A 15,864-nucleotide genomic window follows, 5' to 3' on the forward strand; every position below is an offset into this window, starting at 1 on the left:
ACGCCTTCGATGAACCGAGCTCTGAAAGTCGCGCTGATCTGCGGCGTCGCCCTGACGGTCGCCTCGTGCGGGACCGTGCGCCGCGCATTGCCGTTCGGCCTCGGGCGCGCCGAGGAGCCGCAGGCCACGGCGACCGCGGGACAACGCATCTCGGTGCTCGAGTTCGACGAGCAACTGGCCCCGTCGGCCGCCTTGGCCGGCCGCGACTTCTTCCTGCCGGGACCGCAGGCGGCCACGGCCTGGACGCAGCCGGGCGGCACGCCGGAAAACCTGGTCGAGCACGTCATCGCCGCGCCGAACTTCCAGATCGCCTGGCGACGCGACATCGGCGCGGGCTCGGCCAATCCCGGCGACGTCATGGCGCCCGTTGTGGCCGCCGACGGCAAGATCTTCGTGCTGGACGGCGAGTCGACCGTGACGGCCGTCTCGGCCGACACCGGCGACGTCCTGTGGAAGGCCAATGTGAAGCCCGAGGGGCGTGATCGTGGTCGCGGCGGCGGCTTCGGCGGCGGCGTCGCGGTGGCCGGCGGCCGGGTCTTCGTCTCGTCCGGCTATCGGACCATGTCGGCGCTGGATGCGAACACCGGCGCGGTGGTGTGGAGCCAGAACGTCGATTCCCCGATCCACGGCGCCCCGACCGCCGCTGCGGGCCGCGTCTATGTGGTCGACGTCGACAGCCAGATGTTCGCCTTCGACGCCGCGACCGGGGCCCAGGTCTGGGCCTATCGCGGCATCGGCGAGCCGGCCCGCGTCCTGCGGGCGTCCAGCCCGGCGGTCACCGGCGAGACGGTGATCGCGCCGTTCGCCTCGGGGCAGCTGGTCGCGCTGCGCGCCAACAACGGCCAACCGGTGTGGGAACAGACGCTGTCCAACACCAGCCGGACCAGCGCCCTGTCGGAGGTGCGCGACATCGCCGGCCGCCCGGTGGTCAGCCGCGGCACGGTGTACGGCGTCAGCCACTCCGGCCAGCTGGCTGCGGTGGACATCCGTTCGGGTCAGCCGCGCTGGCAATTGCCGATCGTCGGCGTCAACGCGCCCCTGCCGGTCGGCGACGCCGTCTTCGTCGTCTCCAAGGCCGGCGAGCTGATCGTCGCCAACCGCGACACCGGCCAGGTCTATTGGACCCGCGAGCTGAACGAAGGCCGCGTGCGCAAGGAAGGCGGCTTCCTGGGCCTGTTCGACCACGAGGTCCGGCCGCAATGGTCCGGCCCGATCCTGGCGTCCAACCGCCTGGTGATGGTCAATTCGTTCGGCGAGGCGGTCGCGATGGATCCGAAGACCGGCGCCCAGCAGGCGATGCTGAACCTGGGCGCGCCCGCCTTCATCGCCCCGAGCGCCTATAATGGCGCCCTCTATGTCCTGACGGATTCCGGCCAACTGATCTGCATCCGCTGACGTTTCGTCGCAAACTGAGTTAGAAGGCCGACATGGCTCTGAAGGTCGCCATCGTCGGCCGCCCCAATGTGGGCAAGTCGACCCTGTTCAATCGCCTCGTCGGCAAGCGCCTCGCGCTGGTCGACGATCGCCCCGGCGTGACCCGCGACCGGCGGTACGCCGACGGCAACATCGGCGACATGGATCTGACGCTGATCGACACCGCGGGCTATGAGGACGTCACCGACGAAAGCCTGGAAGCCCGGATCCGCGAGCAGACCGAGGCCGCGCTGGATGACGCCGAGCTGATCCTGTTCATGATGGACGCCCGCGAAGGCGTCACCTCGCTGGACCGCATCTTCGCCGAACGCCTGCGCAAGGTGCACAAGCCCATCATCCTCCTGGCCAACAAGTCCGAGAGCCGCGAGAGCGGGGGCGGCGTCGGCGAGGCGCACGCCCTGGGCTTCGGCGAGCCGGTCGCCATCTCCGCCGAGCACGGCGAGGGCATGGCCGACCTGTACGCCGCCATCGTTGCGGCGTCGCAGGACATCTTCATCGAAGAGATCGACGAGCCGGACAAACCGATCCGCATCGCCGTGATCGGCCGCCCGAACGCCGGCAAGTCGACGCTGATCAACCGGCTGATCGGCGACGACCGGCTGCTGACGGGGCCCGAGGCGGGCATCACCCGCGACTCCATCTCGGTGGACTGGACGTTCGAAGGCAAGAACATCCGCCTGATCGACACCGCCGGCATGCGCCGAAAGGCGCGCGTGCAGGAGAAGCTGGAGAAACTGTCGGTCGCCGACACCATCCGCGCGATCACCTTCGCCGAAGTCGTCATCCTGATGATGGACAAGGACGACGCTTTCGACACCCAGGACCTGCAACTGGCCGACTTGGTCGAGCGGGAAGGGCGCGCCCTGGTCTATGTCGCCTCCAAGTGGGACCTGGAAGAGGAGCCGCAGGCCAAGCTGGCGAAGCTGAAGGCCATGGCCGAGGACAAGCTGCCCCAGCTGAAGGGCTCGCCTTTCGTGGCCCTGTCCTCGCACAGCGGCCGGGGCGTGGAACGGCTGATGCCGGCCGTGCTGCAGGCCTATGACACCTGGTCGGTCAAGGTGAAGACCAAGGACCTCAACACCTGGCTGTCCATGGCCACCCAGCGCCACCCGCCGCCCGCCGTGGACGGCAAGCGCATCAAGCCGAAATACATCGCCCAGACCAAGGCCCGTCCGCCCACCTTCGTGCTGATGGCCAGTCGCGCCGCCTCGATGCCGGACCACTACAAGCGCTATCTGGTCAACTCGATCCGCGAGAGCTTCGACCTTCCGGGCACGCCGATCCGCCTGAACGTCAAGTCCAGCGGCGACAACCCCTATGTCGATGGGGGCGCCAAGTCGGGGCCCGAACGCTTCAAGGGCGCCGCAAAGACCGCGCCGCGCCGCATCCAGAAGGCGGAGAAGGCCGAGGAGCGTCTGTCCAACCTGCCCGGCAAGGCGCTGGAGCAGAAGGCCAAGGCCGGCATCAAGCCCAAGGTGAAACCCCTGGGCGGGCTGAAGGCCAGCGCCTCCAAAAAGTCCGGGACCAACGCCATCGTCGGCAAGGGCGCGCGCGGCGGCGCCCGCCAGGTCTCGCGCTCGGGCCGCGTCCGCACCGGCCAGAAGGGCGGCGCCAAGCGCTGATCGCATGAGCGAGGTCCAGGGCGTCCTTCCCGATCGGCCGACCTCGCGCTGGCTGATCCTGGACGGGCAGGGGCGGGTGCTGCTGTTCCGCTTCGTCTACGCCGACGGACCGCTGGCGGGCACGGCCTTCTGGGCCACGCCCGGCGGCGGCTGCGACCCCGGCGAAACCTATGAAGACGCCGCGCGGCGCGAGCTGTTCGAGGAGACGGGCCTGTCCGTGGTCGATCCCGGCCCGCAGGTCGCCCGTCGGGTCGTCGAGTTCTGCTTGCCCGATGGCCGTATGGCCAATGTGGACCAGCGCTTCTTCCTGCTTCGGGTCGAGCCCTTCGCCCTCTCGGCCAGCGGCTGGACCGAGGATGAGCGGCAGGTTCTGACCGAACATCGCTGGTGGTCTGCGGACGAGATTCGCGCATCCCGGGAGGCCGTCTGGCCCGCCGACCTGGCCGACCTTGTCGAGGCGCTGTGAAAGGGCTTGCCTACGATCGGTGGGGGGGCGTTGAGTGGCGGGGCTTCGTAGGAGACCCCCGATGCTTATCCTCATCCTTGCCGGCGTCGCCGCGATGCAGTCGCCCGATCACCTGCCGCCGGATTGCACCCAGGCCGCCAACACGCCGGAGATCAACGCCTGCGCGACCCGCGACCTGCGGCGGGAGACCGAGCGGATGGAGCGCTATCTGACCGTCGCCCGCCGCACCGCTGACAACCTGGATGGGGCGAACGCGGAAGACGGCTCCCGCTCGTCCCAGCGCGCCCACCTCGACAACGCCCAGCTGGTCTGGAGGGCCTATGCCGACATCGTCTGCGGCGGCGTCTATGAGAAATGGGCGCGCGGCTCGGTCCGCACCGCCGCGGCGCTCCGCTGCCGCATCGACATGACGCGAGAGCGCACTCATGTGGTCTGGCGCAACTATCTCGTCTACGTGGACTCGACGCCTCCGGTTTTGCCTGAACCCCTTCGGCCGGCGTCGGAAGAACTGCAGTCCGAGGAGTGACGCGCGCCGCGCCTCACCCCGTCGAAAGTCCGCCGGCCGACAGCGTCTCGCGCATCCGAACCCTGTCGCGCCCCGGCGGAAGACCGAATTGGCGCGCGTACTCCCGCGTGAACTGCGACGGGCTGTCGTAGCCGACGGTGAACCCTGTTTCTGCGGCTCCGTCGTCCCCGCTCAGCAGGCGTGCGCGGGCTTCCTGCAGACGAACCTGCTTGTGGAACTGGAGCGGGCTCATCGTGGTCACGGTGCGGAAATGCCGGTGAAAGGTGGACAGGCTCATTCCCGCCATGGCGGAAAGGTCCTCCACACGCATGGGACGGGCATAGTTGTCCCGGATCCACCGGATGGCGCGGTTCACCCCCGACAGCCGGCTCTCGGACGAGCCGATCTGACAAACGGTCGGCGCGTGGCGGCTGTTCAGCAATCGCCAGATCAGTTCGCGCTCGATCATCGGCGTCATCATCGCGATCTCTTGCGGCCGGTCCAGCAGCCGGACCAGACGCGCCAGGGGCTCCAGCAGGTCGTCGTCCAGTCGCGCGACGCGCATGCCCGACGGCGGCGGTTGGTCGGATAGCGACGGGACGCCCATCTCCAGCATCATTCGTGCGATGGTCGCGGCGTTCAGGTCGAAGCTGAGGGCCCGATAGGGCGTCTCGATCACGCTGCCGCAAACCGGCAGCTCGGCCGACACCACCAGGCAGTCGCCGGCCTGGTAGGGATAGACGACGTCTCCCAGCATCGTCTGTTTGGATCCGGCCACCACCAGACACAGCATCGGGTCGTAGTTGACGGAGACCATGCGCGTCGGCCGGTCGCTGGCGTAAAGACGCAGTCCCGGCACGGCCGAGCGCGACAGGTCGGTCGGCGCGTGTCGCGCGATCAGGTCTCCCATTTCAGGCAAGAGCGTCATGACCTGACTGAATACCTGCGGCGATCACCGCGCAAGCGGGCGGAGGGTCTTTGACAGGATCGTGCAAGTCTTCGCCCGGATCGCGCTAACGCGCCGCGTCCATTGGGGCGTCTTCTCCGGCCCGTCATCCAGAGGAGATTTCCCATGACCCCGACCTTACCCCGAAACGGCCCTAAGACCTGGCTCGTCACCGGCGCGACCCGCGGCATCGGCGCGGCCATCGCCCAGGCCGCTCTTGAAGCCGGCGACCGCGTCGTCGCCACCGGCCGCCGGCGCCAGGCGCTGGTCGAGGCCTTCGGCGCCGACAGTGACGTCCTGCTTTCACTGGCGCTGGACGTCACCGATCCAGGCCAGATCGCCGCCGCCGTAGAGGCGGCCGTCGCCCGGTTCGGCCGCATCGACGTGCTGGTCAACAACGCCGGCTACGGCCATCTGGGCCTGTTTGAAGAAATGCGCCCGGAGGATGCCCGCGTTCAGTTCGACACCAACGTCTTCGGCCTGTTCGACATGACCCGCGCGGTCCTGCCGATCATGCGCGCCCAGCGTTCGGGCCATGTGTTCAACATCTCGTCCATCGGCGGTCTGGTGGGCGGCGAGAGCGGGTCGATCTATTGCGCGTCGAAGTTCGCGGTGGAGGGCTTCACCGAATCCGTGGCCGCCGAGGTGCGGCCGTTCGGCATCCGCATGACCATCGTTGAGCCGGGCTTCTTCCGCACCGACTTCCTGGACGCCAGTTCGGTTCGATACGGCGACACGCCCATCGCGGACTACGCCGAGGCGTCGGCGGCCATCCGGGCCTTCTACACCGCCCGCAACCAGAACCAGGCGGGCGATCCGGCCAAGCTTGGGAAGGCGTTGGTCACGCTGGCGAACGCCGACAATCCGCCCGTCCGTTGGTCGGCCGGGACGGACGCCATCGCCGTCGTCGAAGGCCGGGCGGCCAGCCTCAGGGTCGAACTGGACGCCTGGCGCGACCTGTCGGCCTCGACCGACGGCGACTTCCCCTTCCGGGAGGAGCCGACGTTCGGCACGGCCTGGAGCTGAAGCTAAACCAGCGCTTCCGCCGACGGTCCCGACTTCCAATCCTTGAAACGGATCGTCAGCGGCGGCGTCAGGTCGCCGCGCGCCAGCTCCACGACCAGCGGGCCGATCTCGGACGGATGGGGCAGAGTCTGCGGATCCTCGCCCGGATAGGCCTGGGCGCGCATCTGGGTGCGCATGCGGCCGGGGTCGACGATGCTGCATCGGATCGGGGTGCTCTCCACCTCGTCCGCCCAGGCCTTCACCAGGGCCTCGGCGCCGGCCTTGGTCGCGGCGTACATGCCCCAGAAGGCGCGCGGCGCCGCCGCTACGCTGGTGGTCAGGTGAATGGCCCGGCCCGCGTCCGAGGCGCGCAGCAGCGGCTCCAGGGAACGGATCAGGCGATAGACGGCGGTGAAGTTGGTCTTCTCGACCTTGGCGAATTCGCGCGGGTCGGCGTGGGACACGGGCGTCAGGCCCGACGGCCCCATGGTGGCGGCCGCATGGACCCAGATGTCCAGCTTCTTGAAACGCTCGAAGATCGCGCCGCCCAGACGGTCGATCCCGCCGCCGTCCACCAGGTCGAAGGGGATGAGCGTGGCGTGTCTGCCGGTCGCGGCGAAGATCGCGTCGTCCAGCTCCTCCAGGCCGCCCTGGGTGCGCGCCGTGGCGATGACGTGGGCGCCGGCCTTGGCCAGCGCCAGCGCGCTTTCATAGCCGATGCCGCGCGAGGCGCCGACGACCAGGGCGATACGGTCGGAGAGGGGGTGTTCGGACATGGCGCCTGATAGCGCGGGCGGCCCGCGCCCGCCAAGCGGCTAATCGCGCGGCGGCGACCAGAGACCGAAGGTGACGCCCTGATCGTCGCGGACGACGACGTTGCGGCCCGAGGGCGCGTCGGAGGGAATGGCGGCCTGACCGCCCAGTTCGACCACCCGCCGACAGGCCGCGTCGACGTCGGCGACCTGGAAGAAGAGGTGCGAGAAGTCCTTCTTCTCTCCCTTCACGATGCCAAAGGCGGTCTCGCCTTCGGCGCCGGCCGCCTTCACATGGGTGTAGGTGGGTTTCGACCAGCCGGCGTCGAACGTCCAGCCGAACAAGGCGCCGTAGAAGGTCCGGGCCCTGTCGATGTCGGGGGTCTCGATGAAGAAGTAGCCGAGCCGGTTTTCCATACGCCGTTAAGCGCTGACCAGAAGCGAAAGTTGCTTGGCGCCGAACTCGCGTCCGCCCTCTTCGATCTCGCGATCCAGCAGGCGGGTCGGGTAGTCGCCGGTGAAATAGTGGTCCGTGAACTGCGGATTGGCGTTGTTCCGCCCCGTCTCGCCCATGGCGCGGTACAGGCCGTCGATCGACAGGAAGCCGAGGGAATCGACCTCGAGCAGTTCGCGCATCTCTTCCAGCGTCTTGTTCGCCGCCAGCAGCTGCGCCCGTTCCGGCATGTCGATGCCGTAGAAGTCGGGGTAGAGGATCTGCGGGCTGGCCGAGCGCAGGTGGACTTCGGTCGCGCCCGCGGCGCGGACAGCGCGGACCAGTTTGACCGAGGTGGTGCCGCGCACGATGGAATCGTCGATCAGCACCACGCGCTTGCCGGCCAGGGCCGACTTGTTGGGGCTGTGCTTCATGCGCACGCCCTTCTGACGGGCGCCCTGGCTGGGCTGGATGAAGGTGCGGCCCAGATAGTGGCTGCGGATGATGCCCATTTCGTAGGGGATGCCGCTCTCCTGGGCGTAACCCAGGGCCGCCGGCACGCCGGAATCCGGCACCGGCACGACGATGTCGGCGTCCACACCCAGCTCGCGGGCCAGGCCCCGGCCCATTTCCTTGCGGACCTCATAGACCGAGCGGCCGTTCACGACCGAGTCCGGGCGCGAGAAGTAGACGTATTCGAACAGGCAGGGGCGCGCGGCGCGGGCGGGGAAGGGCTTGAGCGAACGCAGGCCGTTCTCGTCGATGACGACGACCTCGCCATGCTCGACGTCGCGCACGAAGGTCGCGCCGATCATGTCCAGGGCGCAGGTCTCGGACGCCAGCACCCAGGCCTCGCCGACCTGGCCGAGCACCAGCGGGCGGATGCCCAGCGGGTCGCGGGCGCCGATCATCTTGTGCCGCGTCTGGGCGACCAGGGCGTAGCCGCCCTCGATGCGCGCCAGGGCGTCGATGAAGCGATCGACGATCTTGGCCTTACGGCTGCGGGCGATCAGGTGAAGGATGACCTCAGAGTCCGACGTCGACTGGAAGATGGCGCCTTCGCCGACCAGCTGGCTGTGCAGGAACTTGAAGTTGGTCAGATTGCCGTTGTGGGCGATGGCGATGCCGCCCTGGTCCAGGTCGGCGAACATCGGCTGGATGTTGCGCAGGAAGGACCCGCCGGCGGTCGAATAGCGCGTGTGGCCCACGGCCGCGCGGCCGGGCATCCGGCCGGCCAGGTCGGCGCCGCCGAAGGCCTCGCCCACCAGGCCCTGGTGCCGTTCGGTGTAGAAGCGTTCGTCCTTGATGCTGGCGATGCCGCAGGCTTCCTGGCCGCGGTGCTGCAGGGCGTGCAGGCCCAGGGCGACGATGGCCGAGCCCTCGTCCTCTTCCGCGCCCCACACGCCGCAGACGCCGCATTCCAGGCGAAGCTGGTCGTCCTCCGGCTCGCGCCAGTGCTCGCGGTGAACGACGGGATCGGCGATATGGTGGCGCATCGTCGGGCTCCGATGACCTGGGGACTTGGGAAACTAGGGGGCGGCTTCGCGCGGCGAAGTAGTCCCGGATTGCGGCTGGGGCAAGGCTTCCTCATCGGAAAACCCTTGGCGTACTGAGGAATTCACGACGGGCGAGATGGCGTCCACGCCCCGTCCGATGCCGGGAAGCACGACCTGGATCGCTTTGGCCCCCACGGCGCTGACCGGATAGAGGAGAGCCCCGGTCAGCCAGCGCGGCGTGCGTTCGCCCGACGCGGCGGCGGCGATCACCAGATGCACCGCCCCGATCAGCACCAGCGCCCGCGCCGCGCCGACCACCACGCCCAGCAGCCGGTCGACGCCGCCCAGCTGTGGATGAGCCTGGGCGCTCTTGGACAACATGGAGCCGGCGATGCGCAGGCCGAAATAGACGACGAAGAAGGTCAGCACCGCCGCCAGCACCGTCCCCGCCCAATCGGGATCGACGACGGCGCGCCCAGCCATTGCGGTGAAGGGCAGGGCGACCAGGGCGACCAGAGCGGCCAGCAGGGCGCTGAGCAGGGTCACGATCTCGCGCACGCCGCCGCGCACCCAGCCGGCGGCGGCCGAGAACAGCAGCACGACGATGACGAAGACGTCGTATCCGGTCACGCAGAGGGGGTCCTGGCGGCGCTCACCCTCTTCTAATAGCGGTTCTGCGAGATTCGTTCGACCACTTCGGACAGACGCGTCGAGGACGTCACCTTCATCCCCTTGGTCTTGGCCGTGAGGGCGGGCGACAGCACCTGGTCGAACCCCAGCTTCTGCGCCTCGCGCAGGCGCGCCTCGGCCCGGCCGACGCTGCGGACCTCGCCCGACAGGCCGATCTCGCCGAACACGACGCAGCCCTGGGGCAGGGGCATGTCCAGGGCCGAGCTGATCAGGGCGGCCGCCGCGGCCAGGTCCGCCGCCGGCTCGTTGATGCGCAAGCCCCCCGCGACGTTCAGATAGACGTCCTTGTCCCCGAACCCCAGGCCGCAGCGCGCCTCCAGCACCGCAAGCAGCATCGCCAGGCGGCCGGAATCCCAGCCCACCACCGCCCGCCGCGGCGTGCCATAGGCGGACGGCGCGACCAGCGCCTGCATCTCCACCAGGACGGGTCGCGAGCCCTCGATGCCCGCAAACACCGCCGCGCCCGGCGCCCGCTCCTTGCCCTCGCCCAGGAACAGGGCCGAGGGGTTGGCGACCTCGCGCAGGCCGCTGTCGCCCATTTCGAACACGCCGATCTCGTCGGTGGCGCCGAAGCGGTTCTTGCCGGCGCGCAGGATGCGGAACGGATAGCCGCGTTCGCCTTCGAAGGTCATCACGGCGTCGACCATGTGCTCGACCACGCGCGGCCCGGCCACCTGGCCGTCCTTGGTGACGTGGCCGACCAGCACGACCGCCGGCCCCTCGTTCTTGGCCAGGCGCACCAGCTCGCCGGCGCAGGCCCGCACCTGGGTGATGGAGCCCGGTCCGCTCTCGTGCACGTCGGACCAGAGGGTCTGCACCGAATCGACGATGACGATGTCGAACTTCTCCCGCTTCAGCGTGGCCAGTATTTCCCGCAGCGCCGTCGCCGCCGCCAGGTTGACCGGCGCGTCGGCAAGCCCCATCCGCTTGGCGCGGGCGCGGATCTGCTCCACGGCCTCCTCGCCGGAGATGTAGGCCACCTTCGCCCCGCGCAGCGCCGCCTTGGCCGTCACCTCCAGCAGCAGGGTCGACTTGCCCACGCCGGGATCGCCCGACAGCAGTATGGCCGAGCCGGGGACCACGCCGCCGCCGCACACGCGGTCGAACTCGGCCACGCCGGTGATGATGCGCGGCGGCTCGGGCGCGTCGGACTGAAGCGTCTCGAAATGGATGCCGCGGCCACGCGCCGCCGCCGAGGCTGCGGGCTTGATCGCGCCGGGCGGAGCCGAGCGGCTTTCTTCGCTCAGGGTATTCCACTGGCCGCACGACCCGCACTGGCCGGACCACTTGCCGTGGACCGTCCCGCAGGACTGACAGACGTAGAGAGCGGAGTCGCGAGCCATGACGTCTGTCTAGCAGAAGCCCGCACGGCGGCTATCCACCGTCGGCCCGGCCACGTCCGAAACTGACGTGCGTGCCGAAATGAGACTGACTCTCAGTCCTTTGCATCTCGGGCCAAGGCAGGCACAGTATGCCGCACCTTGTTCTCCCAATCCGAGCGCCCCATGACCGATCAGCCGAGCCAGCCCGCCCTCGACCCCGCCCTTGTGGCGCGCGTGAAGGGCATACTGCTGCAGCCCCGTGCGGAGTGGGAAAGGATCGACGGCGAGTTCGCCACGACCCAGACCCTGTTCACCCGCTACGCCATGATCCTGGCCGCCATTGGCCCGATCTGCAGCCTGTTGGGCGGCCAGCTGCTGCCGATCTTCGGCATGCGCATGCCGATCTCCGGCGCCCTGGTCATCGCCGTGGTCAGCTATCTGCTGTCGCTGCTCGGCGTCTTTCTTCTGGGCCTGATCATCAACGCCTTGGCGCCCAGCTTCGGCTCGGCGCCGAACAAGGTCCAGGCGATGAAGGTCGCGGTCTATTCCTGGACCGCCGCCTGGCTGGCGGGCGTGTTCGGCCTGATTCCCATGTTGGGCGTCCTGGCGATCCTGGGCCTCTACAGCTTCTATCTGCTGTTCGTCGGCCTGCCGATCCTGATGAAGACGCCCGAGGACAAGAAGGTGGGCTATTTCGTCGTCACCGTCGTGCTCAGCGTCGTCGTGTACTTCATCATCAGCGCCCTCATAGGCAGCATCAGCATGATGTTCGTCGCCAGCACGGCGGCCATGAGCGGCCTGGCGGGTCTCTGATCGCTTTCCCCCGTTTCCCATCGCTGATTCCGTGGCAGGATCGGCGGAGAGGCAACGGGGATGATCATGACTGTCTGGAAATGGGTCGCCGTCGGCGCGGCGGCGATGGCGATGAGCATGGCGGCGGGCGCCGCCATGGCTGATACGCTGGTCGTCACGGCGGACCGCATGGTCGATGTCGAGCGCGGCCGCTACGTCGCAAACCCGGTGGTGGTGATCACAGACGGCCGCATCATCTCCGTGAGCGACCGCGCCCCGGCCGACCTGCCGACGGACGCCCGGAGGCTTGATCTGGCGGGTCTGACCCTGCTGCCCGGCCTGATCGACATGCACGTCCACCTGGCCGGCACGCCCTATGTCGCGGGCTTCGAGGCCATGCGCTTCGCCGACGATTTCGAGCCCATCCTGCAGGTCCCTCATGCCCAGGCGACGCTGCAAGCCGGCTTCACCACGGTGCGGAACCTGGGCGGCCCGCCGTTCGCAGACGTGGCCCTGCGCCAGGCCATCGACGGCGGCCATGTGCAGGGGCCGCGCGTGATCCCGGCGGGGGTCTCCTTCGGCGCGACCGGCGGGCATTGCGACCACACCGGCCTGCCGCACTCGATGGAGATGCGCAACGAATACAACGCCGACAGCCCCGACGCCGCCCGGCACAGCGTGCGCGAGGTGCGCAAGTACGGGGCCCAGGTGATCAAGGTCTGCGCCACCGGCGGCGTCTTCTCGCACAACACCGAGCCCGGCCAGCAGCAGATGACCGAGGCCGAGCTGCGCGCCGTCGCGGACGAGGCGCACATGTGGGGGCTGAAGGTCGCCGCCCACGCCCACGGGACGGAGGGGATCAAGGCCGCGATCCGCGCGGGCATCGACACCATCGAACACGCCTCGCTGATCGACGACGAAGGGATTCGCCTGGCGCGGGAGCACGGGACGTGGCTGTCGATGGACATCTACAACACCGACTTCACCCAGGCGACGGGGACCGAGTTCGGCGTCACCGAGGACAATCTGCGCAAGGACCGCGAGATCGCCCAGGCCCAGCGCGACAACTTCCGCCGGGCGCATCAGGCGGGGGCGCGGATGGTGTTCGGCTCGGACGCCGCCATCTATCCGCATGGGCGCAACGCCGAGCAGCTGGCCGTCATGGTCCGCTACGGCATGAGCCCCGCCGAGGCCATTCAGGCGGCGACGTGGAACGCGGCCCAGGCCCTAGGGCGCGAAACCGACGTCGGCGCGGTGGCGGTGGGACGCTACGGCGATCTGATCGCGGTCGCCGGCGATCCGCTGGCCGACGTCACCGCGCTTCAGACGGTCGCCGTGGTGGTCAAGGGCGGCGAGGTGGTCAAGGACGCGCGTTAGTCGACATAGCGGCGCGGCGCCCGGGCGGTGATTGAGGTCAGCAGCTCGTAGCTGATGGTCCCCGCCGCGGCCGCCGCATCGTCCAGCAGGCGGTTCGCGCCGAACAGCTCGACGGAATCGCCGACCGCGACGTCGAGCCCTGTCACGTCGATGGCGCAGACGTCCATCGACACGCGTCCCAGAAGCGGCCGCGTCTCGCCCGCCGCCCAGGCCGCGCCGCGCGGACTGTAGGCCCGCAGCAGGCCGTCGGCGTAGCCCGCCGCCACGGTCGCCACGCGCACGGGCCCCTCGGCCACGAAGCCGCGGGAATAGCCGATGCTTTCGCCGGCGGGCACGTCGCGCACCTGCAGCACCTCGGCGCTCAGCGTCGCGACCGCCGCGATCCGCGCGTCCGGCCGCCCCTCGGGCCCGCCGCCGTAAAGGCAGATGCCAGGGCGCACCGCATCGAAGGCGTAATCCCGACCCAAGAAACAGCCGCCGGAGTTGGCGAAGGAGCGGATCACGCCCGGATACCGTTCGGCGGCGGCGGCGAAGGCGTCGCGCTGGCGCCGGTTCATGGGCTGGCCGGGTTCGTCGGCGCAGGCGAGGTGGCTCATCACCAGCGTGAGGTCGTCGAACGCCTCGGGCGCGTCCTCGGGGCGAAAGCCCAGCCGGTTCATGCCGGTGTCGATCTGCAGGCCGCAGGCGCCGCCGCCCGCTTCGCGCCAGGCCCGCAGCTGGCGGGGCTGGTTCAGCACCGGCCGCAGGTCCGCCGCCTTCAGCTGCGCCGCTGCGTCGTCGTGGCAACCGTCCAGCACATAGATGACCGCCTCGCTTCCCAGCGTCGTCCGCAAGGCCGCGCCTTCGGCCGCTCTCGCCACGAAGAAGGTCCGCGCGCCCTCGGCCATCAGTCGCGTCGCGCAGGCGTTCGCTCCCAGCCCATAGCTGTCGGCCTTGACCACTGGATGCACCGGCGCGCCCGTCAAGGCCTGAAGGGTGTGGAAGTTGCGCGCAAGGGCGCTCAGATCGACGGAAAGCACGGCGGGAGAGGGCATCCGGCCCTTATGACGCAAGTTTCTTGCAATGGAAGGGGTCGGCGTCTTCGAGGCGGGCTCTGGGCGGTGCGGGTCCGACCGGCCGAGGAAAAACACAGTGCGAATCGTCCAGATAGTGTGAAATGGGGTCCCGGCGGCCGCATCGCGCAGGACTGTGCACCTTACCCGATCCCGAGCGGACGCACGCTCGATCGCCGGGCGGCCACATCAAGACGTTGTTCCGACGTCGGAATGTCCCTGAAACTAGGATAGCGGAGGCGTCGCGGCCTGTCGGCAGGTCCGGCCCGGGAAGGGTGGCGACCCGGTGCGGTCCGCCCCCGCCTATTCGTAGCTGGGTTCCTGATACCGCCCGTCGTGGGCCAGGTTGCCGAACTTGGTCGTGTCGGCGTCGAAGGCCAGTTTGACGATGCCGATAGGGCCGTGGCGCTGCTTGCCGATGACGACCTCGGCCTGGTGCTGCAGACGGTCCATGTCCTGCTGCCACTGCAGGTGTTCCTCGGTGCCCTCGCGCGGTTCGGCGCGGCCCAGGTAGTAGCTTTCCCGATAGACGAACATCACGCAGTCGGCGTCCTGCTCGATCGAGCCGGATTCGCGCAGGTCGGAAAGTTGCGGCCGCTTGTCCTCGCGCTGCTCGACCTGACGCGACAGCTGCGACAGGGCGATGATCGGCACCGACAGCTCCTTGGCCAGGGCCTTCAGCCCGCCGGTGATCTCCGACACCTCCTGCACGCGGTTCTTCTGGCTGTTCTCGCCGGTGGTCACCAGCTGCAGGTAGTCGACGATGATCAGGTCCAGCCCGTGCTCCATCCGCTTAAGGCGCCGCGCCCGCGCCGCCAGCTTGGAGATCGACAGGCCGCCGGTGGCGTCGATGTAGAGGGGGCTTTCGCCGATCTCGACCGCGGCGTCGCGAATCTTGCCGAAGTCCGAGGCGTTGATCTCGCCCTTGCGCAGCTTGTCCGAGGACACGCCCGAGGCGTCGGCCAGAATACGCATGGCCAGCTGTTCGGCGCTCATTTCCAGCGAATAGAAGGCGACGACGCCGCCGTTGACGGTCTTGCGCCCCTCGGGCGTCGGCTCCCACTGATAGTTGCGCGCCACGTTGAAGGCGATGTTGGTCGCCAGCGCCGTCTTGCCCATCGACGGACGGCCCGCGAGGATCAGCAGGTCGGACGGGTGCAGGCCGCCCAGCTTGGAGTCCAGATCGTCCAGGTGGGTGGCCAGGCCGGCCAGCTTGCCGTCGCGCTGATACGCCTCGGCCGCCATCTGAACGGCGCCCGACAGGGCGTGGGAAAAGCTGACGAAACCGGACGAAGGCTTGCCCGTCTCGGCCAGCGAGTACAGCGTCTGTTCGGCCTGTTCGATCTGTTCGTCGGCAGGCGTCTCGGGATTCGGCGCCTCCTTGATGATTTCGCCGCCGATGCGGATCAGGTCACGGCGCAGGGCCAGGTCGTACACCACCCGGGCGTAGTCGGGCGCATTGGCGGCCGGCGGCGCCCGGTCGACCAGATCGGCCAGATAGCGCAGGCCGCCGAACTCCTGGAACGCCGGATCCTGCTTGAACCGCTCCATCAGGATCGTCGGCTCGGCCAGCATGCCCTGGCGGATGTGATCCTCGATGGCCTCGTAGAGCCGCTGGTGGAACGGCTCGTAGAAGTGCGAACCCCGCAGCCGGTCGCTCAGCCGCTCGAACACGGCGTTGTCGAACATCAGCGAGCCCAGCAGCGCCTGCTCGGCCTCCAGATTGTGCGGCATCGACGAGATCCCGCCGTGATCGGTCGGCGAGGCGGAGAAGGGCAGGGGGGCGAAGGCGTTCATGTCGATTAAGGCTTTACCGCCGCCGTGCGTCGGATGCGGACGGAATCCGGCGTCGGGTCGAAGATGAACGGGGATAGGGCTGTGGACTTCGCCGCGCAGTCGCGCGCGGGGCCCGAAAGGGCGGGGCAAAACGAAAAAGGGCGTCCCGAAGGACGCCCCGTCTCACGTCGGTCTG

Annotated in this window: 15 protein-coding genes; 7 read left to right on the forward strand and 8 right to left on the reverse strand. The window is 69.0% G+C overall.

All coding sequences use genetic code 11. From position 1 onward, the window contains the following. Positions 1-9: 9 nt before the first annotated feature. From ACE3PU_RS14110 to ACE3PU_RS14125, 4 genes are all read left to right on the forward strand, one after another. The gene (locus ACE3PU_RS14110; RefSeq protein ID WP_374390733.1) at positions 10-1,395 is read left to right on the forward strand and encodes a PQQ-binding-like beta-propeller repeat protein; all 1,386 of its coding nucleotides are present in this window, start codon (positions 10-12) and stop codon (positions 1,393-1,395) included. A gap of 32 nt (positions 1,396-1,427) precedes the next feature. Then, positions 1,428-3,056: a ribosome biogenesis GTPase Der gene (gene der, locus ACE3PU_RS14115; RefSeq protein ID WP_374390734.1), complete on the forward strand. Its 1,629-nt coding sequence runs from the start codon at positions 1,428-1,430 to the stop codon at positions 3,054-3,056. A 4-nt stretch (positions 3,057-3,060) separates the two neighbouring features. Next, entirely contained in the window at positions 3,061-3,522 is a 462-nt protein-coding gene (locus ACE3PU_RS14120) for an NUDIX hydrolase (protein WP_374390735.1), read from the forward strand. Between the two features lie 61 nt (positions 3,523-3,583). Next, a complete protein-coding gene (locus ACE3PU_RS14125) occupies positions 3,584-4,048 on the forward strand; it encodes a lysozyme inhibitor LprI family protein (protein ID WP_374390736.1) in 465 nt (154 codons plus the stop codon). 13 nt (positions 4,049-4,061) lie between these two features. Here ACE3PU_RS14125 and ACE3PU_RS14130 read toward each other — a convergent pair whose 3' ends face one another. Next, positions 4,062-4,937, reverse strand: coding sequence for an AraC family transcriptional regulator N-terminal domain-containing protein (locus tag ACE3PU_RS14130; protein ID WP_374390737.1), 876 nt, complete (start codon positions 4,935-4,937; stop codon positions 4,062-4,064). Between the two features lie 162 nt (positions 4,938-5,099). Between ACE3PU_RS14130 and ACE3PU_RS14135 the strand changes: the two genes are divergently transcribed. After that, positions 5,100-5,999, forward strand: a complete 900-nt coding sequence (locus tag ACE3PU_RS14135) for an oxidoreductase (protein ID WP_374390738.1) — start codon at positions 5,100-5,102, stop codon at positions 5,997-5,999. Positions 6,000-6,001: 2 nt separating this feature from the next. Here the strand turns inward: ACE3PU_RS14135 and ACE3PU_RS14140 are convergent, their stop codons facing one another. Genes ACE3PU_RS14140 through radA form a run of 5 tightly spaced genes read right to left on the reverse strand, consistent with a single transcriptional unit; the run spans position 6,002 to position 10,692 of the window. Continuing rightward, positions 6,002-6,754: an SDR family NAD(P)-dependent oxidoreductase gene (locus tag ACE3PU_RS14140; protein ID WP_374390739.1), complete on the reverse strand. Its 753-nt coding sequence runs from the start codon at positions 6,752-6,754 to the stop codon at positions 6,002-6,004. Positions 6,755-6,793: 39 nt separating this feature from the next. After that, the gene (locus ACE3PU_RS14145) at positions 6,794-7,147 is read right to left on the reverse strand and encodes a VOC family protein (protein WP_374390740.1); all 354 of its coding nucleotides are present in this window, start codon (positions 7,145-7,147) and stop codon (positions 6,794-6,796) included. Between the two features lie 6 nt (positions 7,148-7,153). Next, positions 7,154-8,659 (reverse strand): amidophosphoribosyltransferase, encoded by a 1,506-nt coding sequence (gene purF / locus ACE3PU_RS14150; protein ID WP_374390741.1) that lies wholly within the window; start codon positions 8,657-8,659, stop codon positions 7,154-7,156. Between the two features lie 33 nt (positions 8,660-8,692). Further along, a complete protein-coding gene (locus ACE3PU_RS14155) occupies positions 8,693-9,289 on the reverse strand; it encodes a CvpA family protein (RefSeq protein ID WP_374390742.1) in 597 nt (198 codons plus the stop codon). Between the two features lie 32 nt (positions 9,290-9,321). Then, positions 9,322-10,692 (reverse strand): DNA repair protein RadA, encoded by a 1,371-nt coding sequence (gene radA, locus ACE3PU_RS14160; RefSeq protein WP_374390743.1) that lies wholly within the window; start codon positions 10,690-10,692, stop codon positions 9,322-9,324. Positions 10,693-10,854: 162 nt separating this feature from the next. Between radA and ACE3PU_RS14165 the strand changes: the two genes are divergently transcribed. Together ACE3PU_RS14165 and ACE3PU_RS14170 are read left to right on the forward strand one after the other, a co-directional pair. Next, on the forward strand, positions 10,855-11,484 hold the full coding sequence (locus tag ACE3PU_RS14165) for a Yip1 family protein (RefSeq protein ID WP_374390744.1): 630 nt from the start codon (positions 10,855-10,857) through the stop codon (positions 11,482-11,484). Between the two features lie 66 nt (positions 11,485-11,550). Then, positions 11,551-12,840 carry an amidohydrolase family protein gene (locus ACE3PU_RS14170; RefSeq protein WP_374390745.1) on the forward strand — a complete coding sequence of 430 codons (1,290 nt, stop codon included), beginning with the start codon at positions 11,551-11,553 and terminating at the stop codon, positions 12,838-12,840. Here the strand turns inward: ACE3PU_RS14170 and alr are convergent. Further along, complete coding sequence (gene alr, locus ACE3PU_RS14175) at positions 12,837-13,874, reverse strand: alanine racemase (RefSeq protein WP_374390746.1); 1,038 nt, start codon at positions 13,872-13,874, stop codon at positions 12,837-12,839. The genes ACE3PU_RS14170 and alr overlap by 4 nt on opposite strands. 321 nt (positions 13,875-14,195) lie before the next feature. Next, positions 14,196-15,689, reverse strand: coding sequence for a replicative DNA helicase (locus tag ACE3PU_RS14180; protein WP_374390747.1), 1,494 nt, complete (start codon positions 15,687-15,689; stop codon positions 14,196-14,198). Positions 15,690-15,864: the final 175 nt, after the last annotated feature.

It is taken from the genome of Brevundimonas sp., assembly GCF_041911375.1.
Taxonomy (GTDB): Bacteria; Pseudomonadota; Alphaproteobacteria; order Caulobacterales; family Caulobacteraceae; genus Brevundimonas.